Origin of the sequence: Streptomyces sp. XY431 (assembly GCF_001279805.1) — a bacterium.
GTDB classification, from domain to species: Bacteria; Actinomycetota; Actinomycetes; order Streptomycetales; family Streptomycetaceae; genus Kitasatospora; species Kitasatospora purpeofusca.
This window is the reverse complement of sequence record NZ_LGDO01000140.1, coordinates 1-18,197: the sequence shown is the minus strand read 5'-3', so window position 1 is coordinate 18,197 and position 18,197 is coordinate 1. Positions and strand designations below refer to the sequence as shown.

The 18,197-nt window shown below is 74.3% G+C and carries 21 protein-coding genes and 1 pseudogene; 8 read left to right on the top strand and 14 right to left on the bottom strand.

The window, feature by feature from the left end:
- Position 1 precedes the first annotated feature (1 nt).
- A complete protein-coding gene (locus ADK60_RS17025; protein ID WP_053646959.1) occupies positions 2–676 on the top strand; it encodes an RES family NAD+ phosphorylase in 675 nt (224 codons plus the stop codon).
- A 167-nt stretch (positions 677–843) separates the two neighbouring features.
- Positions 844–1,656 (top strand): alpha/beta fold hydrolase, encoded by an 813-nt coding sequence (locus ADK60_RS17020; protein ID WP_199839685.1) that lies wholly within the window; start codon positions 844–846, stop codon positions 1,654–1,656.
- A gap of 38 nt (positions 1,657–1,694) precedes the next feature.
- On the opposite strand, the gene ADK60_RS17015 is transcribed toward ADK60_RS17020, so the two are convergent.
- A complete protein-coding gene (locus tag ADK60_RS17015) occupies positions 1,695–2,132 on the bottom strand; it encodes a winged helix-turn-helix transcriptional regulator (protein ID WP_053646955.1) in 438 nt (145 codons plus the stop codon).
- Between the two features lie 100 nt (positions 2,133–2,232).
- Here ADK60_RS17015 and ADK60_RS17010 point away from each other — a divergent pair, with 100 nt between their 5' ends.
- Positions 2,233–3,090 (top strand): alpha/beta fold hydrolase, encoded by an 858-nt coding sequence (locus ADK60_RS17010; RefSeq protein WP_053646953.1) that lies wholly within the window; start codon positions 2,233–2,235, stop codon positions 3,088–3,090.
- A gap of 58 nt (positions 3,091–3,148) precedes the next feature.
- Here ADK60_RS17010 and ADK60_RS17005 read toward each other — a convergent pair whose 3' ends face one another.
- Both ADK60_RS17005 and ADK60_RS17000 read right to left on the bottom strand, forming a co-directional pair.
- Positions 3,149–4,639, bottom strand: a complete 1,491-nt coding sequence (locus ADK60_RS17005; protein WP_159400469.1) for an outer membrane protein assembly factor BamB family protein — start codon at positions 4,637–4,639, stop codon at positions 3,149–3,151.
- A gap of 82 nt (positions 4,640–4,721) precedes the next feature.
- A complete protein-coding gene (locus ADK60_RS17000; RefSeq protein ID WP_353651753.1) occupies positions 4,722–5,522 on the bottom strand; it encodes a siderophore-interacting protein in 801 nt (266 codons plus the stop codon).
- A gap of 414 nt (positions 5,523–5,936) precedes the next feature.
- Between ADK60_RS17000 and ADK60_RS16990 the strand changes: the two genes are divergently transcribed.
- Positions 5,937–6,656: a TioE family transcriptional regulator gene (locus ADK60_RS16990; RefSeq protein ID WP_053646945.1), complete on the top strand. Its 720-nt coding sequence runs from the start codon at positions 5,937–5,939 to the stop codon at positions 6,654–6,656.
- A 100-nt stretch (positions 6,657–6,756) separates the two neighbouring features.
- On the opposite strand, the gene ADK60_RS45725 is transcribed toward ADK60_RS16990, so the two are convergent.
- Positions 6,757–7,482: a hypothetical protein gene (locus ADK60_RS45725; protein WP_107094638.1), complete on the bottom strand. Its 726-nt coding sequence runs from the start codon at positions 7,480–7,482 to the stop codon at positions 6,757–6,759.
- A 142-nt stretch (positions 7,483–7,624) separates the two neighbouring features.
- On the bottom strand, positions 7,625–8,167 hold the full coding sequence (locus ADK60_RS16980; RefSeq protein ID WP_053646941.1) for an MOSC domain-containing protein: 543 nt from the start codon (positions 8,165–8,167) through the stop codon (positions 7,625–7,627).
- Between the two features lie 80 nt (positions 8,168–8,247).
- On the opposite strand from ADK60_RS16980, the gene ADK60_RS16975 reads away from it, so the two are divergent.
- The gene (locus ADK60_RS16975; RefSeq protein WP_053646939.1) at positions 8,248–8,514 is read left to right on the top strand and encodes a hypothetical protein; all 267 of its coding nucleotides are present in this window, start codon (positions 8,248–8,250) and stop codon (positions 8,512–8,514) included.
- A 13-nt stretch (positions 8,515–8,527) separates the two neighbouring features.
- On the opposite strand, the gene ADK60_RS16970 is transcribed toward ADK60_RS16975, so the two are convergent.
- The gene (locus tag ADK60_RS16970) at positions 8,528–9,412 is read right to left on the bottom strand and encodes a MerR family transcriptional regulator (protein ID WP_053646937.1); all 885 of its coding nucleotides are present in this window, start codon (positions 9,410–9,412) and stop codon (positions 8,528–8,530) included.
- Between the two features lie 85 nt (positions 9,413–9,497).
- Positions 9,498–10,022 carry a MarR family winged helix-turn-helix transcriptional regulator gene (locus ADK60_RS16965; RefSeq protein ID WP_045940855.1) on the bottom strand — a complete coding sequence of 175 codons (525 nt, stop codon included), beginning with the start codon at positions 10,020–10,022 and terminating at the stop codon, positions 9,498–9,500.
- A 135-nt stretch (positions 10,023–10,157) separates the two neighbouring features.
- Between ADK60_RS16965 and ADK60_RS16960 the strand changes: the two genes are divergently transcribed.
- Positions 10,158–11,036 (top strand): NAD-dependent epimerase/dehydratase family protein, encoded by an 879-nt coding sequence (locus tag ADK60_RS16960; protein ID WP_053646935.1) that lies wholly within the window; start codon positions 10,158–10,160, stop codon positions 11,034–11,036.
- A 68-nt stretch (positions 11,037–11,104) separates the two neighbouring features.
- Here ADK60_RS16960 and ADK60_RS16955 read toward each other — a convergent pair whose 3' ends face one another.
- The 6 genes from ADK60_RS16955 to ADK60_RS16930 all read right to left on the bottom strand — a co-directional run bounded on the left by ADK60_RS16955 (position 11,105) and on the right by ADK60_RS16930 (position 15,873).
- Positions 11,105–11,644 (bottom strand): GNAT family N-acetyltransferase, encoded by a 540-nt coding sequence (locus ADK60_RS16955; protein ID WP_053646933.1) that lies wholly within the window; start codon positions 11,642–11,644, stop codon positions 11,105–11,107.
- Between the two features lie 65 nt (positions 11,645–11,709).
- Positions 11,710–12,282, bottom strand: coding sequence for a hypothetical protein (locus ADK60_RS16950; RefSeq protein ID WP_053646930.1), 573 nt, complete (start codon positions 12,280–12,282; stop codon positions 11,710–11,712).
- Positions 12,279–13,700 carry a hypothetical protein gene (locus ADK60_RS16945; RefSeq protein ID WP_234371117.1) on the bottom strand — a complete coding sequence of 474 codons (1,422 nt, stop codon included), beginning with the start codon at positions 13,698–13,700 and terminating at the stop codon, positions 12,279–12,281. Before ADK60_RS16945 ends, ADK60_RS16950 begins: the two co-directional genes overlap by 4 nt.
- On the bottom strand, positions 13,697–14,506 hold the full coding sequence (locus ADK60_RS16940) for an ATP-binding cassette domain-containing protein (protein WP_053646928.1): 810 nt from the start codon (positions 14,504–14,506) through the stop codon (positions 13,697–13,699). Before ADK60_RS16940 ends, ADK60_RS16945 begins: the two co-directional genes overlap by 4 nt.
- A gap of 36 nt (positions 14,507–14,542) precedes the next feature.
- A complete protein-coding gene (locus ADK60_RS16935; RefSeq protein WP_053646926.1) occupies positions 14,543–15,373 on the bottom strand; it encodes a zf-HC2 domain-containing protein in 831 nt (276 codons plus the stop codon).
- Positions 15,370–15,873, bottom strand: coding sequence for an RNA polymerase sigma factor (locus ADK60_RS16930; protein ID WP_051756083.1), 504 nt, complete (start codon positions 15,871–15,873; stop codon positions 15,370–15,372). The genes ADK60_RS16935 and ADK60_RS16930 overlap by 4 nt, the downstream gene beginning before the upstream one ends.
- A gap of 245 nt (positions 15,874–16,118) precedes the next feature.
- On the opposite strand from ADK60_RS16930, the gene ADK60_RS16925 reads away from it, so the two are divergent.
- A complete protein-coding gene (locus ADK60_RS16925; RefSeq protein ID WP_053646924.1) occupies positions 16,119–16,730 on the top strand; it encodes a TetR/AcrR family transcriptional regulator in 612 nt (203 codons plus the stop codon).
- Positions 16,723–17,073 carry a nuclear transport factor 2 family protein gene (locus ADK60_RS16920; protein WP_045940860.1) on the top strand — a complete coding sequence of 117 codons (351 nt, stop codon included), beginning with the start codon at positions 16,723–16,725 and terminating at the stop codon, positions 17,071–17,073. Before ADK60_RS16925 ends, ADK60_RS16920 begins: the two co-directional genes overlap by 8 nt.
- A gap of 286 nt (positions 17,074–17,359) precedes the next feature.
- Here the strand turns inward: ADK60_RS16920 and ADK60_RS16915 are convergent.
- Positions 17,360–18,197: pseudogene (locus ADK60_RS16915) on the bottom strand (hypothetical protein); the annotation flags it as partial.

Sequence of the window (18,197 nt, the reverse complement as noted above, 5' to 3'; positions counted from 1 at the left end):
CATGCCCGACGTGAAGGTCCCCTCCCCCGCCGCGCGCGCCACCCCGCACCTAGACGTGCTGCCCGCCGGCACCGTGCTCCACCGCGTGCACTCGGCCGCCTACCCGGCCACCTCGTTCAACCCGAACCCGTCCGACACCCACTACGAGGGCGGACGGTTCTGCTCCTACCAGGGCGACGGCAGTCATCTGCCCTACCTGTACGCGGGGTTCTCCGAGCGCACGGCCGTGATGGAGACCCTGGTCCGGGGCATCCCCTTCGACGAGCGCGGCTGGCGCCGGATCCGGCGCGCCTCGGTGCGGGGCCGGGTGCTGTCACGGATCGAGACCACCTGCGACATCCCGCTCGTCGGCCTGATGACGCTCGACCAGCTCGCGGCCGTCCACCAGGACGAGTGGCTGATCCACTCCACCCCGGACGCCTACCCGCACACCCGCCGCTGGGCCGCCTGGATCCGCGGCCAGGCGCCGGAGGCGCTCGGCCTGCGCTGGCCGTCCAAGCGCGACCTGGGCGGCAGCGCCTGCATCCTCTACGAGCACGACGCCGCCACTCCCCTCGTCAAGCCGGTCGACCCCGCGCCCGTCCCGCTGGACACCGCCGAGGGCGCCGCCCTGCTCAACCTCCTGCTCGCCCCGGCCCGCACCCACGTCGACCCGCCGCGGCGCCAGGGCCTGTAAGCGGATCTTTCGGACCGTCACCGCCCTGTCCGGACAGGGAGTTCGCGGGCTCGGCGGCGTTGTGACCTCGGCCGCCCCGGTACTGTGCACGGGTCCATGTGATCGTTTCAACAGGGGGAAACAGAATGGCCACCCGTGTCACAACACCGGGCACCACGATCGGATCGGTGCGTTCCGCCGACGGAACCGCCATCGGCTACCGCAGCGTCGGCTCCGGTCCGGGGCTCCTGCTGATACCCGGGGCGTTCGCGCTCGCGGCCGACTTCGACGGGCTGGCGGCGGAGTTGGCGGACCGCTTCACGGTGCACACCGTCGAGCGGCGGGGGCGCGGGACGAGCGGCCCGCAGGGTGTCGCGTACAGCGCGGCCGCCGAGTGCGCGGACATCGAGGCCGTCCGCGCGGCCACCGGAGCGCGGTTCGTGTTCGGCCACAGCTTCGGCGGCTTCCTGACCCTGGAGGCCGCGCTGGCCGGCTCCGCCTTCGAGCGGATCGCCGTCTACGAGCCCGGCGTGTCCGTCGACGGCTCCATCCCCTTCGACTGGGCCGAGCGGTGCCGCCGCGAACTCGACGCCGGGAAGCCGGCCGAGGCGTTCCTGACCTTCGTCCGCGGCGTCAACCCCGGGACCAGCGGCAAGGCACCGCGCTGGCTGCTGCGGCTGATCCTCCCGCTCGCCCTGAAGAAGCCCGAACGGCCGCAGAAGCACGCCCTGTTGCCCGCCGCGATCCGCGAACACGCCGAGATCGCCGCCCGGGACAACACCTTCCGCGAGTACGGGCGGCTCGACCGGCCTGTGCTGCTCATGGCGGGCAAGGAGGCCCGCAGCACCGGGGCGGGACGTGCGGCCACGTCCGTGCACGAGGTCCTGCCCGGCTCCCGGCTGCTGCTCTGCCCGAAGCTGGACCACTTCGGCCCCGAGACGGATCCCGCCGCCGTCGCCCCGGCGGTGGCGGACTTCTTCCTGGAGCCGTCCGCCCGGTAGCGGTCCGGCCGGGCAGCGGGTGCCTTCGACGGTCGGCTTCAAGGGTCTTGGCGGAACCGGCTCGCCTGTCCCTCGTCGACGTCCTGGTCGGCGGCTTCGTTGGCGCGGTCGATCTCGGCCATGTGCTCCTCGGCCCAGGTCCGCAGCCCCGCAAGCGCGGATTCCAGGGACAGCCCGAGTCCGGTGAGCCGGTAGAAGACCCGCGGCGGCACGGTCGGTTCGACGCGGCGCGACACCAGCCCGTCGCGGGTCAGGCTCCGCAACGTCACGGACAGCATCTTCTGCGAGACGCCGGGCATCCGGCGTCTCAGCTCCGCGAAGCGCACCTCGTCCGGTGCGGCGTCGGCGAGCGTCCTGACGGCCATGGACGTCCACTTCGTGCCGATGCGGTCCAGCAACTGCCGCGTCGGGCACTGGGGATCGAACAGATCGCCGCGTACCCCGCGACCGGCGGCCCGGGTTCCTCGGGTGGTCACCTGCGGCTCACCACCTTCCCTGAAAGTGCCGTCTAGGAAGCGTTCGGGCAGTTGCCTATCGTTCAGTGGTCACCAATGGTAACCACCCGGAGGAGCCGTTTTGCCCGTCCCCACCGCACACCGCCTGCACCGCATCACGACGAACGGTGTCCGGCTCAATGTCGCGATCGCCGGGGCCGGACCTGCGGTTCTCCTGCTGCACGGCTTTCCGCACACCTGGCAGCTCTGGAGCGGCATCATGGACCGACTGGCCGGGCAGTACCGGGTCATCGCCCCGGACCTGCGCGGCTTCGGCGCCAGTGAACACGCCGCCGAGGGTTACGACGCGGGCACCCTCGCCGCCGACGCCGAAGGGCTGCTCGACGCACTCGGCGAGCCCTCGGCAGCGGTGGTCGGTATCGACGCGGGCACCGCCCCCGCCGTCCTGCTCGCGCTGCGCCGGCCCGACCTCGTCCGGCGCCTGGTCGTGATGGAGGCACTGCTCGGCCAACTGCCCGGAGCAGAAGACGTCGTCGCGGGCGGCGCCCCGTGGTGGTTCGGCTTCCACGCCGTCCCCGGCCTTGCCGAGACCGTCCTGGCGGGCAACGAGGCCCCGTACATCGACTGGTTCCTCGACTCGGGGACGCTAGGGCGAGGAGTACCCGACGACATCCGTGCGGCCTTCGTCCGCGCGTACACCGGGAGCGAGGCCCTGCGCTGCGCGTTCTCCTACTACCGGGCCCTGCCCACCAGCGCGCAGCAGATCCAGGACGCCGTCGCGACGGCCCGGCTGACCATGCCCACCATGGCCGTCGGTTCCCACCCCGTCGGCACCGGGCTCGAACGCCAACTCCGTCCTGTCGCCGATGATCTGGTCGGACACCATCTCCAGGACTGCGGCCACATCATCCCCCTCGACCGCCCCGACGCATTGTTCGCGCTCCTTGCTCCCTTCCTCTCCGCCGACCTGCCGAAGTGACCGGAACGGGCCGGGGCCGAAAGGACCGCGGTCGGCGGTTCGGGCGTTCGTCCCCCGCTCAGTAGTGACCCTGGTTCGCCCTGTCCGGCACCGGGTGCGTGGCCGCGGCGTCCTGGTTGAGTTCGTAGGCGGTGGGCGCCGGGGCCTCCCGCTCGACGGCGTGCGACGGCGTCGCGAGGCCGAACGCGGCGCCCGCCACGACCACGCTCACTACGGCCATTTTGCCGCGAAGAATCGCCGCCGCCCGGCCCCGACCGGGAGCCATGCCCCGCCTCGGCAACCTCCCGGCCCCGCAGGCGGCTTGACCGTGAGCGCGAGTCGCGCCGTCAGGCGGCCGGGAGGGTGCCGAGGGCCTGGATGCCGGTGCGGCCGGACCGGAAGACGGCCGGGCCGGCGGCGGCCAGGGCGATGCGGGTGTACTCGGTGTCGGCGGCGAGGTGGCCGGTTCGTCGCGCCAGTGCAGCCGGCCCGTGGCGAGGTCGTGGGCGAAGAGGCGGTCGTCGTTCGTCCCGACGTAGACCGCGCCGCCCGCCGCTGCCGCCGAACTCATGCCCCGGCCCAGGCCCCTGGGGACGGTGGCCGTCCAGCGGGTGTCGCCCGTGCCCGCGTCCAGGGCGGTCAGGTCGGTGCCGCTCAGCAGGCACACCGTCCCGTCGGCCACCGCGAGTTCGCCCAGGCTGTGGCGCTGCGCCCGCCGCCACAGCGGCCGGCCCGAGACCGCGTCCAGGGCGTGCACGGTCGAACCTCCCGTCGCGGGGTCGTTGCACACCGCATGGAGGGTGCCCCGGTGCACGGTCGGCGCGAAGTCGACCGGGCCGACGGCCTCCTGCGCCCAGCGCTGTGCGCCGCTCTGCACGTCGAAGGCGAACAGTCCGCCCGTCCGGCCGGGCACGTACACGGTGTCGCCGACCACGAGCGGCACCGGCGAGACGTTCGCCGGAGTGCTCCAGCGGACCTCGCCGGTGGCCAGGTCGTGGCAGCGGAGCGCGTTCCCGTACCCCGTCAGGACGCGGTCGCCGGCCACCACGACACCCTGTTCCGCCGGCAGGTCCCGCCAGTCGGGGACCTGGACCTCCCAACGCACCTGCCCCGACGCCGCGTCGAGGGCCCGGACGCCGGTCGCGGAGTTCACGCAGACCGTCCCGTTCCCGGCGGCGAGCGGCCAGCCGCCCGGGGAGTCGGCAGCGTCGGCCGAGGTCACCTCCCGGCTCCAGCGGACGGTGCCGGTGCGCGGATCGTGGGCCCGGACGGTGCCGTCGTACCCCGACACGTAGAGGCTCTCGCGCGGGCCCGCGGGCAGCACCATCCGCCCGCCGGCGGCGGCCGTGCTCCAGATCCGGGGGCCGCGTACGGGCACCCGGTCCGCCCACCACCGGACGCCGGCCGGGACCGCGAGGGCGCCGAGGCCGCCCACGGTGCTGAGCAGCAGTCGGCGGCGGTGGATCGCGGGCCGGGGAGCGCCGGCGGGGGCTGCGGGCCCGGTGGGGTGCGTATCGGGGGTCACGTCGGAGGTCACGTCGGAGGTCACCCCGGAGAGGACTTCGTGCACCGACCGGACGGTTCCGGCGGGGGCGGAGGACGGCCCTTTCGGGCAACGCGCCCGAAGGACCGAGGCCCTCCGGGCGCCCGGATCAGTCGGCGTCCGTCTCCACCGGTTCGTCGGCGCGCTGGTCCTCGGTGGTGCCGAGGCGCCAGTACCCCATGAAGCAGACGGCGCGCCGGTCGTAGCCGCGCTCGCCGACCAGGTGGCGGCGGAGTTCCCGGACGGCCGCCGCCTCCCCCGCGATCCACGCGTACGGCGTGCCGGAGGGCAGTTCGGCGGCGCGGACGGCGGCGGGGAGGGCGGGGGTGCCCGGCGCGCCCCGGTGCAGCCAGGTGATCGTGGTGCCGGGCCGGTCGGCGGGGAGGTAGTGGTGCTCCGTCGGCCCCTCGACCTCGGCGAACACCCGGACCGGCAGGCCGGCGGGAAGTTCGTCGAGGATCGCGGCGACGGCGGGCAGGGTGGACTCGTCCCCCGCCAGCAGCACCCAGTCCGCCGCGTCGGGCAGCTGGAACTCGACGCCGCCGGCCTCCTCGACCGCCGGTCCGCAGACGATCACCCGGTCACCGGGCGCCGCCGTCTCCGCCCAGCGGGAGCCGGGACCGTGGTCGCCGTTGACGGCGATGTCGATGTCCACCTCGTCGGGGTCGTGGCGCTGCGCGCGGACGGTGTAGGTGCGCAGCACCGGGCGGACGGCCGGGTCCATCGTGCGCCAGTGCTGGTACCAGCCGAACTCGTCCTCGCCCTCGGGCAGCAGGGGTTCGCTCTGTCCGGGGAGCGGCAGCAGGAGCTTCACGCGTTGGTCGAGCCCGCCGTTGACGAACCCGGCGAGGCTGGGGCCGCCCAGGGTGATGCGGGCCATGTGCCGGGTGATCCTGGCGGTCCGGACCACCTGGAGCGGGAAGAGCAGGAATCGCGCGGGGGCGGTGGTGCTGGTCAGGGCCGTCTCCTCTCACCTGAATTTAGGTAAGGCTAACCTACCTGAGAGGTCGTTCGCCCCCGTCCGTCCGCGCGGGTTCGTTGGAGTGACGTGGCGCCGCCGAGGAGCGCGGAGGCACCGGCGGCGCGCAGGAGCGCGCCGACGGCGCGGCGGGGCGGCCGCGACCCCCGGCGACGAAGAGGTAGTCCTCCCCGCCGACCAGTGCGGCCACGATGCGGTCGGCGCCGTTCCAGGTCATCTCCGCCACTCCCCCTCGCCGCTCCCCTGCCCTGACCCCCTCAAGCGTATCTTTGATGTGCCCGTTGAAACTTTGCTGCTCTCCGCCCGGGGAATCGGCTGTAAAGTTTCAAAGTGCCATCAGAACCGATGAAGAGACTGCGACCGGTCGACCTGGGACGCGAGCACGGCCTCTCGGCGCAGGCCGTCCGCAACTACGAGCAGGACGGCTTCCTTCCGACCGCCGAGCGGACGCCCACCGGGTACCGGATCTACACCGGGCTGCACGCGGCGGCGCTGCGCACCTTCCTCGCCCTCGTCCGCGCCTACGGGCACGGGACCGCCGGGGCGGTCATGAACGCCGTCCACGCGGGCCGGACCGACGACGCCCTGACCGCGCTCGACCACGGCCACGCCCAGCTGCTCCGCGACCGGGAGACCCTCGCCTCGGTCCGCGGGGCGGTGGAGCACCTGGCGCAGGCCGCGGAGCCCGCCCCCGACCCCGGCCCGCTCGCCCTGAGCATCGGCGAACTCGGGCACCGCCTCGGACTCACCCCGGCCACCCTGCGCACCTGGGAGGCCGCCGGCATTCTCCTCCCCCAGCGCGACCGCGCGACCGGCCACCGCGTCTTCCGCGCCACCGACGTCCGCGACGCCGAACTCGCCCACCTGCTGCGGCGCGGCGGCTACCGCTTGCCGCACATCGCGGCCGTCGTCGGCCAGATCCGCACTGCGGGCGGCACCAGCGCGCTCGCCGCCGCCCTGACCGACTGGCAGGAGCGGCTCACCACCCGGGGCCTGGCCATGCTGAGCGCCGCCGCCCACCTGGACACCTACCTGACGGCGGCCGCCCACGACGGCCGGGCGTGAACGGCTCGGCCACCCCGAGCCCCGTCCACCCCGAGCCCTGTACACCCCGAGCCCGACCACCGGGCGCCCGACCACCGGGCGCCCCGGCCGGGGTGCCCCGTCACAAAGCCGTCGGCTGCGGGCTCATCGCTCGCTCGTACAGCTTCTCCCGCGCCCGCCCGAGCAGTTCGGCGGCCTTCTTCCGCGACGCCTCCTCCGCCCTGTCGAGTGCACCCGGGTAGTCCGCGGACATCCCCGAACCCGCGCCGTAGTCGACATCGACGGCCAGGCGCAGATTCCCGTCGCAGAAGGCCGACGTGAAGCGCAGCTGGTCGACCGGCCCGGGGACGGTGTCCGTGAGCGGGTGCCGGACCGACACCCGGTACCCCTCCTGGCCGAGCCCACCGCCGTCGGTTCTCTCGAACTTCCGGGTCTCCGTCGGCTTGGGCCCGCCGATGGGCGACCTGGCGTTCTCCGCCGAGACCTCCAGCCAGTGGCAGCCGCGGGCCGCCTCGAAAACCGTCGCATCGATGCTCACCCGCCAGTCCTCCGTGGCCGGACCACCGTCGTAACTGCAGCTGAGCGTCTTGGACGGGTCGCTCGCGATCCCCGCGCTCGTCACCGGTATCGAGTCCCTCAACTCCCCCGGCAGGCCGGGATCCCCCACCACCGCGCAGAGGTCGCCGACCGTGCGGTACCAGCCGACCTGCTTCGCCTTGCTGTCACCACTACCACTACCACTACCACTACCACTACTGCCACCGCCGCCGCACGCGGTGAGAAGAACGAGGCCCGCAGCCGCAAGGGCAGCCGCGCCGGTACGGAAGGCTCGGTTTCGATTCGTCACGGCGCCAGGTTAGCCCCACCCTCCGTCAGCACCCCGGGACGACAACTCCTGTACCGGTAAAAGCCTGTGACCCAGTGCCAGTTCACGAATGACGAGGAAGCGGCCCCGGCACCCGGAGCGGCAGGGACGACCCCCGCGGGGTTCAGACGCGGTCGAGCGGGCGGTGCGGGCCCGGGGGCAGGTCGACCTCGATCGGGTCGCCGGGGTGGATCGTGCCGCCCGCCCGGACCACGCCCATGATCCCCGCCCGGCGGACGATGTTGCCCTCCTCGTCGCGGCCCACGACCTGCTTCAGCAGGCCGTCCTGGAACGCGTCGATCTGCACGCACGGGTTGCGCAGCCCGGTGACCTCGACCACGGCCTCGGCGCCGATCCGCAGCAGGGTGCCGACCGGCAGGCCGAGCAGGTCGATCCCGCGGGTGGTGACGTTCTCGCCCAGCTCGCCGGGCGCCACCGCGAAGCCCTGCTCCGCCACCTCGGCGAACAACTCCTCGTGGATGAGGTGCACTTGCCGCAGGTTCGGCTGCGTCGGGTCCTGCGCGACGCGGGAGCGGTGCTTGACGGTCACCCCCGCGTGCGCGTCGCCCGCCACGCCGAGGCCGGCGATCAGGGTGATGCTCGCCCGGTTCGGTTTGGTGAAGGTGTACTCACCGCTGCTGCTGACCGCCGTGACCGTTCCACTCATCCGTGCGCATCCTCCTGTGCGGGCCCAAGATCCCCACCCACCCTAGACCTGCCCGTCGGCAGTCCGGAGGCACGGGGGCGATGACCGGTTCCACGGACAGGCCGAAGGACGGCGCCGCGCGTTCGGTCGAGGCGCGGCTGCGGGACGCGCTCGACCTGGGCGACCGCGACGAACTGCGCGCCCTGTACGAGCGGTTGGGGCGCCCCCGGGTGGCCCTCACCGAGGCCGGCTTCCACTGGATCGACGAGCGGACCGGCGGGGCGCTGGTCCCCGGCCTGGAGGTCCGCTACTTCGGCGAGTGGACGGAGCTCTGCATCGACACGCTGCTGTTCCTGTGGCAGGACTGAACGGGCCGGTGGATCAACGGGACTCGCCCTGCTCGTCGGCGGGCTCGTCCGCAGGCTCGTCCGCGGGCTCGTCGAAGGGCCAAACGATCTCCAGGCGGTTGTCCGGGTGGTCCGGCGTCCCGGTCCAGCGGCGGTACACCAGCCGGACCGGGCCCGCGAAGGCGAAGCCGTGCCCCGTGATCCAGTCGGCGACGGCGTCGTACCCGCCGAGGATCCGCGGGAACTCGGCGGCCTCGCCCTCGACCTCGGTACAGGCGAGGGTGTTCGCGGGCAGCTCGCACACGATCATGCCCTCGGGCAGGTCCACGGGCTGCGCGCCGTCCGGCCGGAACGGCAGGCACGCCTCGACGAGCGTCTCGTTCTCGTCGTCGCACACCCCGTGGAAGCGGGCGAACGCGGGCCCGGTGAAGGTGAGCGGGCCGCGGCCGGCGACCTCGTACATCTCCTGGTAGGCGGTGCGGAGGAAGGCGCTGAGCCCCGAGTTGTCCACGGTCGCCCCGCGGACGAGGATCCGTTCGGCGGCGCCCTGGCGGACGGTGACGCGGTGGGTCATCCCTGCTCCTTCGGTGAGTCGGTCCAACAGGCCGTGGACGACGGAGCGCTGTACCTCCAGCCGCCGCTCGGCGGCCAGCAGCCGTGCCCGCAGGGCGGCAGCGAGTGTCTCCTCGCCGCCGCCGAGCAGCCGGCCCACCTCCTCGACGGGGATGTCCAGTTGCCGCAGCGCCCTGATCGACTGCGCCGTACGCACCTGGTCGCGCCGGAAGTACCGGTAGCCGCTCACCGGATCGACGAACGCCGGCAGCAGCACGCCACTGGCGTCGTAGTGCCGGAGCGCGGTCACCGAGAGGCCGCTGGCCTGCGAGAACTGCCCGATCGGCAGCAGGTTTCTCCTGTCCACGGCCCCGACTGTGCCGTCTCGTGCCACCCGAGAGTCAAGCCCCTCCGAGGACGACGACCCTGCGTTCAAGATGGCGGCCCGGCGTTCATGGGGTGCCGTCGGCGTGGTCGCCGAGGGTGAGCAGGACGCGGCGGAGCAGTTCGGTGAGCCGCTCGCGTTCGGCGGTGGTGAGCCCGGCGAGCTGGCGTTCCTCACCCACGAGGTGGTGCTCGACGAGACGGTTGGTCAGCTCCCGGCCGGCGTCGGTGAGGGAGATCAGCACCCGGCGGCGGTGGGCGGGGTCGACGGCCCGGTCCACCAGGCCCTTCTCCACGAGGTGATCGATGCGGTTGGTGAGCGCCGCGGAGCTGACCATCGCGGCCGCGCTGAGTTCACCGGCGGTGAGGACGTTCGGCGGGCCGGAGCGGAGCAGGGTGGCCAGGACGTCGAACTCCCAGGGCTCGACGCCGTGCGCGGTGAGGTTCTCCTTGATCCCGCGCTCCAGCAGCCGGGAGGCGCGGGAGAGGCGACCGATCACGGCCATGGGCGAGGTGTCGAGGTCGGGGCGGACCGCCCGCCACTGCGCGGTGATGCGGTCGACGCCGTCGTGCTGCGGCTGCTGTTCCGTCATACGCCGGAGTCTAACATTTCGACATGGAAGTGTTTGACATCGCGGATCATGGCTCCCTATAGTTTCGACATCGAAATGTTCGACATGTTCGACAGAGCATGTTCGACAAGGCGTGTCCAACACAGGGGGATTGTCATGAAGGTCCTGCTCACGGGTGCCACCGGCTACATCGGCTCCGCCGTCACCGAGCACCTCACCGCCGCCGGCCACCAGGTCGTCGCCCTCACCCGCAGCGCGGAGCCGCAGCCCGCTCGCGGCTGGCACGCCCAGCTGGTCGGCGACACCTCCGACCCGGCCTCGCTGGCCGGCGCGGTGACGCCCGACATCGAGGCCGTGATCCACCTCGCTCCGCCGAGCGGCGACGCCGAGGTCGACACCGCCGTGATCGAGGCGCTCGCCACCCCGCTGCGCGGCACCGGCCGCCCCTTCGTCTACACCAGCGGCGTCTGGGTGCTCGGCGCCACCGGCGCGGCCCAGGAGGTCGGCGAGGAGGCCCCGACCGACCCGATCGACATCGTCGGCTACCGCCCCCGGATCGAGCGGCGGGTGCTCGACGAGGCCGCCGAGGGCGTGCGCGCGGTCGTCGTCCGGCCCGGCATCGTGTACGGCCGGGGCGGCGGCATCCCGGCCATTCTGGTCGACCGGGCCCGCACCCAGGGGGCGCCCGAGTACTACGGCGAGGAGGGCGTGCGCTGGCCGACCGTCCACGTCGACGACCTGGCCGAGCTGTTCCTGGCGGCGGTCGAGCGGGCCGGGGCCGGGACCGTCTGGCACGGTGTGGGCGAGGCGGCCGTCCCGGTGCGGGAGCTCGCCCGGGCCGCCGGCCGGGTGGCCGGTGCGGCCGGCGACCCGAAGGCCGTGCCGGCCGCGCAGGTCACCGAGGTCTTCGGCCCGCTGTTCGCGGACGCGCTCGCCCTCGACCAGAGCGTCAGCGGCGCCGCCGCCCGCACCGCGCTCGACTGGAAGCCGAACCGGCCGGGTGCGGTGGCCGAGCTGGAGTCGGGCTCGTACTGACGGCTCCTACCGACGGCGCCGCGGGGACGCGCCGTCACGGCCCGCCGGTCACCTGACCGGCGGGCCGGTCAGGACGTGGCGGGCCGGGCCAGGCGGAAGAGGACGTTGGGACGGAGCGGCCCCTCGGGGGCGTCGAGGTCGTCGAAGTCACCGGCCGGGTCGCGGGTCATGCCGAGGCGGGTCATCACCGCCTGGGAGCGGAGGTTGGTCGCGGTGGTGACGGCGAGGATCTCGGGGAGCTCCAGGCTGTCGAAGCCGAAGGCGAGCACGGCGCGGGCGGCCTCGGTGGCGTAACCGTGGCCCCAGGCGGAACGGGCGAGCCGCCAGCCGATCTCCACGCCGGTGAACGGCGCCTCGTAGTCGATGTCGTCCAGTCCGGCGAAGCCGACGAACTCGCCCGTCTCCCGGACCTCGACGGCCCACCAGCCGTAGCCGCGCCGGTCGAAGGCGGCCTCGAAGCGCGCCACGGACTCGTCGCTCCGCTCCCGGCTGAGCGGCTCGCCCAGGTGCTGGCGGACCTCCGGGTCGGCGTTCATCGCCGCCCAGGGTTCGAGGTCGGACTCCCGCCAGCGGCGGATCAGGAGACGGTCGGTGTGCAGATCGGTCATGGCGCCCACCCAACGTGATCTTCGGCCGGAGGGCAACCCTGTTTCCCCACGCCGTCGGCGCCGGGTCAGCGCCTCGGCCCACCGAGGGCGTACACGGCGGTGCCGACGGCGGCCGCCACCAGCGCGGCCCAGGTGGCGGCGGGTGTGCCCGGCGGCAGCATCGGCCAGGTCAGCAGCTGGGCGAGGGTGCCAGGCCCGGGCGGCAGGACGAAGGCGAGCGCGAGCGCCGCGAACGGCGGCAGCCACGCGCAGGACCGGCCGCACCAGGCCGCGCCGAGCGCGGCCAGCCCCGTCAGCCCGGCGCTGTCGCGGACGACCAGGGCGAGGTCGGTCGACAGGCCGACGCCCGCCCGCGCCGTCAGCAGCACCGCGGCCGCGAGCACTGCGCCGCCGAGCAGGTGCGCCGCCCGCCGGGGCGGCCACCGGACCGCGGCCGTGCGGTCCAGCGCGAGATCCGGCCCGGCCAGGCCGACGGCGAGCGCCGTCGCCCCGGCCGCGAGGACCAGCACGGACAGCCGGGGGTCGCCCACCGCACCGACGGCCCGGCCGAGCACGGACACCGCCACGGCCCCGGCCAGCACGGCGGCGAGCGCGGCCGGCACCTGCCGCGAGCGCGCATAGAGCGTCAGCCACCTCATCGGGTCGGCACCCCCGTCAGCGTGGCGAGCACATCGTTCGCGCAACCGACCGCGGCCTCGTGCAGAGCGGCCATCCGGCGCCGCTGCTCCGCCTCCGGCAGGGCACGGAACCGCTCCCAGACCGGGCCGGCCAGCTCGCTCTGGTCGCTCGCCCGGTGCATCGTCCCGTCCAGCGGGCGGAGGTCGCCGAACACCCAGGCCGCGGCGACGCTCTGGGCGACGGCGTCGTCCAGGGTGCCACTCTCGACGTCGCTGCGCGGGTAGCAGTTCGGCGCGATGCCCTGCGCGACCAGGGCCCTGGTCAGCCGCTCACCGGTGGCGGCGGCGAACACCGGATCGTCGAAGTCGACCAGGACGGCGTCGGCCGAGCGTTCCGCCGGCTCGCTGAGCGCGTACGACTCCACCGTCTCGCGGACGCTGCCGGGAGCCCGGTCGCCGAGAGCCGCGTGGAGCAGCCGCAGGGCCTCCCGGCCGGGGCCGGCCAGCGCGTCGAGCCGGGACTGCCGCAGCGCCGTCACGCACACCGGTCCTTCGCACACCGGCGCGGCCGCGGCCCGGTCGACCACATAGGTGTCCCGGGGCGCCGCCGGGAGCACGGCCAGGGCGAGGGCGCCGCCCGCCAGCAGCGGGGCGAGGGCGAGCAGCCGGGCGCGCGGGGTGGCGGCGGCGAGCAGCGCCAGGCCGCTCGCGGCCACGCCGAGCAGCCACAGGACCTGCCCGAGGTGGACCGGGGCGGCGATGGTGAGCAGCGTGTCGCGGACGGGCGCCGAGACCGGTGAGAGCAGGGAGAGCCGGTTGGGCACGGCGGAGGCCGGGATCGCGGCGTCCGTGGTCGGCCGGAGCAGGCTGGTGAGCAGGAAGGCGCCGACGGCCAGCGCGGGCGGGGTGAGCACGGAGGGCAGGACCCGTGCGACGCCCATGCCCAGCACCGCCCCGGCGGCCAGCGCGAGCGCTCCGACCAGCGAGATCGGCAGCCAGCCCGCAGGGGTGTACCGGGTGTCGCCGGTGAGTACCCGCACCCCGCCGACGAGGAGGAGCAGCCCGTACCCGGTGACGAGCGCGAGGGCGATCGGGCCGGCCTGGGCGAGCGCCCGTTGCCGGGCCGGCCTCGGGGTGCAGGCCAGCAGTTCGGCGGTCCGCGAGCGGCGGTCGCGCAGCCCCTGGAGCGCGCCGAGTCCGAGGGCGAGCGGCCACAGGAAGACCAGCAGGTGACGGGTCCACAGGGCCATCGAGGTCCACTGCGCCGTCCAGCCGGTGGTGCCCGTGGCCCACGGCCCGGGGGCGAGGGACAGGAACGCGAGCGCGGCCGCCAGGACCGCCGCGCCCGCCCACGGGGCGACGGAGCGGCGCAGTTCGGTGCGCAGGAGCCGGAGGGCCGAGGAGGGGATGGACAGGCTCAGCAGGCGGGGAACGCTCACCAGGCACCCCGCGTCCGTCGCGCCGGATCGACCAGCAGCGCCGAGTAGCCGCGCTCCAGCGGGCTGTCGCCCTGGTGTTCGGGACCGCCCGCCGCGGCGAGCGCGTCCGGGGTGCCGTGGAAGACCAGCCGGCCCTCGGCGAACAGCAGCACATCGGTGCAGGCGGCCGCGACGTCCTCGACCAGGTGGGTGGAGACCACCACACAGGCCTCGGTGCCCAGTTCCTGGAGCAGTTCGCGCAGCCGCAGCCGCTGCGCCGGGTCCAGGCCGACGGTCGGTTCGTCCAGCAGCAGCACCGCCGGATCGTTGACGATGGCCTGCGCGATGCCCGCGCGCCGCACCATGCCGCCCGACAGGGCCTTCATCCGCTCGTCGGCGCGGTCGGCGAGGCCGACCCGCTCCACGGCGCGCTGGGTCGCGGCCGGGATCTCCGCCGCCGGGACCTCCTTCAGCCAGGCCATGTACTCGACGAACTCCCGGACGGTGAACCGCTTGTAGTAGCCGAACTCCTGCGGCAGGTAGCCGATCCGACGGCGCAGCGCGCGGTACTCGCCGGGCCCGCGGACGGTCTCGCCGAGCAGTTCCAGCTCGCCGCCGGCGGGGCGCAGCACGGTGGCCAGGGCCCGGATGAGGGTGGTCTTGCCCGCCCCGTTGGGGCCGAGCAGGCCGTGGACCCCGGTGCCGAGGGACAGGTCGAGCCCGTCGACGGCGAGCCGTTTGCGGCCGGCCCTGACCTGGAGTCCGGTCGCCCGGATCTCCCGGGCGTAGGTGGTGGGGGCCAGTTCGGCCCTGGTGACGGCACGCACGGTGCGCGTCCTCCTGTCTGTGAATGGGGGGGAAGGTCAGCGGTTCTGGCCCGGCGCGGTCCAGGCCCCGCGGCGGGCGGCCACGACCGCCACGCCGAGCGCGAGGAGTACGCCCCACGCCGGCAGGCCGTCGGCCCGCAGGACGGCGGCGGTCCGGCCGGCGGCCAGGGTCGGCGCCACCACCACCGCGAGCCAGCCGGCCGCCACGGCGACGGCCGCCCTGGTCACCCCGACCAGCGTGCCGAGCGCGAGGGTGGTCGAGGTGAACGCCAGGCAGGGCAGCAGCCACTGCGCCGCCGTCACGCCCGTCGCCCACCCGCCGAGCAGCAGCGCGGGGAGCACCACGGCGAGCACGGCGGCGGTGCGCCGCAGCAGCAGGGGCAGTCCGGCGCGCGGAGTGGCGGCGGTCAGCTCGTACGCCGGGTCCAGGCCGCGCGACCAGGCGGCCGCGACACCGCCGACCGGCAGGACGGGGGCGAGCACCAGCAGCAGGGAGATCCGGTCCGGGTCCGGCCCGGCGTTCGCCCGGTCCAGCAGCAGCGCGAGCCCGGTGACGACCAGCACCATGGCCAGCCACGGCGTCATCGCGGGCGTCGTCCAGGTGGACAGCCGGGCCGCGAGGCGGCGCGGGGGCGCCGGGGCGGCCACGGACAGCTGCGGTTCCAGCTCCGACCAGACGGCGGCGGTGAGCGCCGCGACGGCGGGCGCCCCGGTGCCGACGGCGGCCGACAGCCGGTCCCGGCAGGCCGGGCAGGTCTCCAGATGGGCTTCCACGGCCCACAGTTCGTCGGCAGCGAGAGCGGCGCCGGGCGCGCCGTCGTCCAGGTAGTCGGCGAGCAGCCGGGCCGAGGGGTGTTCCACGGTCATGCCAGTGCCTCCCGCATCGCGATCCTGGCCCGGCGGGCGCGGGTCTTGACCGTGCCTTCGGGCAGTCCGAGGACGACGGCCGTCTCCCGGACGGACAGTCCGTCGAGCACCATGGCCCGCAGGACGTCCCTGAGCTCGGGCGCGAGGCGGCCCAGCGCGTCCCCGACGTCGCCGCCGACGGTGGCCAGCAGCGCCTCCTCCTCGGCGGCGGGCGCCACGGGGTGCGGGGCGGCGGCCGGCGGCGGCTCCGCGTGGTGGGCCCGGCGCCGGAACGCGTCGACCAGACGGCGGGCCGCGATCGTCCACAACCAGCCGACGGCCGACCCGCCGGCCCCGCTCCCGGCGAACGACCCGGCCGCCCGCCACACCGCCAGATAGGTCTCCTGCATCACCTCGGCGACCATCTGCTCGTCGGCGCAGCGGCGGCGCAGCCGCACCGCCAGCCACGGCGACGTGCGGCGGTACAGCTCCTCGAAGGCGACCCGGTCCCCCCGGGCCACCCGTCGGAGCAGCTGCTCCTCGTCCAGTTCCTGCGGCGGCGCTGCCGCCCTTGCGCGTCTCACACCTGGTAGACGGCCGCGCGGGCCTGCGGGTTTTCCCCTGGGCGTGATCCCGGTCACACCGGGACCGTCGGGAAGCGGCGGCCGACCGGGCGGCCGGCCCGGTCGGCGACGACCGGCCTCGGAACCGATCGCCTCCGGGCCGTGCTATTTTTGTGAGCAATCGTTCAACTACGGAGGTCGGAATGGGGCGCAGGCAGCTCTGGGACCAGGACGAGGTGCTGGCCTCGGCCATGCGGCTCTTCCGCCATCGGGGGTACCTCGGCGCCTCGCTGCGGGACATCGAGGAGGCCACCGGACTGCACCCGGGGAGCCTGTACCGGACCTTCGGGAACAAGGACGGCCTGTTCCACGCCGCACTGGACGCCTACAACGAGCGGGTGGTGCGGGGCCGGGTCCGGGTCCACCTGTTGGAGCCGGCGGACCCCCTGGCCGGCATCCGCTCGTTCTTCACCTCGGCGATCGAGACCGGCACCGAGCCCGACCCGGGCTGCCTGCTGACCAACACCGCCGTCGAGTCCTTCGCCCTCCCCCAGGCCGCCGCCGGGGTGCACCACGGCCTGGCAGCGATCGAAGGCGGCTTCGCCGACGCGCTGACCCGCGCCCGGCAGCACGGCGACGCGCCGGCGGACCTCGACGTCGGAACCACGGCCGCCCATCTGCTCGCGCTCTACCAGGGCCTGCTGGTGCTCGTCCGGGCCGGCCTGCCCCGCACCGCACTGCACAGCGTCACCGACGGCGCGATGGCGTCGATCGGCTCCCTGAGGACCCCACGAAAGCAGGACGACCATGAGTGACACCCAGCGGCTCTGGAACGACTACGCCGCCTGTTGGTCGGCCGACCCCGCCGACCGGATCGCCGCCCTCGGCGCGGTCGCGGTCGACGAGGTCGCCTACCGCGACCCCGGGACCGAGGTCGGCAACCTGACCGAACTCGCCGCCTACATGGCCGGCTTCGCCGGAGCCTTCCCCGGCCACCGGTTCCGCATCGACGAGGTGCTGGAGCACCACGACCGCTCCCTCGCCCGCTGGACCCAGCTCGACGGGCAGGACGGGACCGCGTCGACCGGCATCAGCGCCGCCCGCCACCACGAGGACGGGCGCCTCGCCGACATCACCGGCTTCTTCCTCCCGGCCTAGCCGATTGCCGTCGGGCGCCTCGGCAGTGAGGCCGAGCGGGTCCCGCACACCGCCGCAGCGACCGGGCTCGGCACCGCCCGGTCCCGGCGCCGGTTCGGGCGAAGTCCTCAGCAGGTCGTCGACGCGTACGTGAAGTGCGGTCGCGAGGGTGTCCGCCCCGGTCGTTCACAGACCGGGGCGGACACCCTCGTGCTACCCCCGCAGCTGCCCCACGGCTTCGACCGCCCGGCCGACCGGTCCGGGCCGGAGCCCGGGGGTGGGACCGGCCCGCGTGGGACCGGCCCGGTCAGGAGACGAGCTTGACGACCGCGTCCGCCGCCGCCTTCCCCGCGGCGGCGAGGACCGCCTTCACCAGGTCGCCGAGGGCTCCGGTCACTCCGGCCGCGAGGGTGTCGGTGGCGTCCAGGCTCGCCTTGAAGGTGCCGTTGAGGATGCCGTCCCACCGGGCCGTGATCTCGGGGTTGTTCCCGACGAACGTGAAGTCGTCGTTGCGGTCCGGCGTACCGAAGGGCAGTCCGGCGACGGTGCCTTCCGTGTGGCCGGAGTGCTGGAACGTGAACACGTGTCCGTCCGGCGTCAGCACGGCGGCGGAGATCGTGTAGTCGATGTTGTCGAAGCCGCTGTCGTGCGCGTGCGTGCTGAACGAGAAGAAGCCGTCCTGCCGCATCACCACGTGCACCGAGCCGCCGATCGCGATGTCGGTCGTGACGTCCTGGTCGAAGTTCTTGCTCGACGTGTCGTACCAGAAGTGGTCCTGGATCGACGCGTCCCCACCGGTGAACCACACCTCCATGCTTCCGGGAACGCGGGAGACCGCGGCGAGCCCGGTGGTGACGGACGCGCTGCCGGCGGGGGCGAGCTCGAAACCCTGCCAGGTACTGCCCTCGTACCAGAAACGGTCCTGCACCGAACCGTTCCCGCCCACGAAGAACACCTCCATACTGCCCGGGATCCGCGAGACGGCGGTGACACCGCTGTGGGTGGACGCGCTGCCGGGGGGCGAGAGCTCGAACCGCTGCCAGGTGCTGCCCTCGTACCAGAAGTGGTCCTGCACCGAGCCGTTCCCGCCCACGTACCAGACCTCCATACTGCCCGGAATCCGCGAGACCGCCGCGATGCCACCG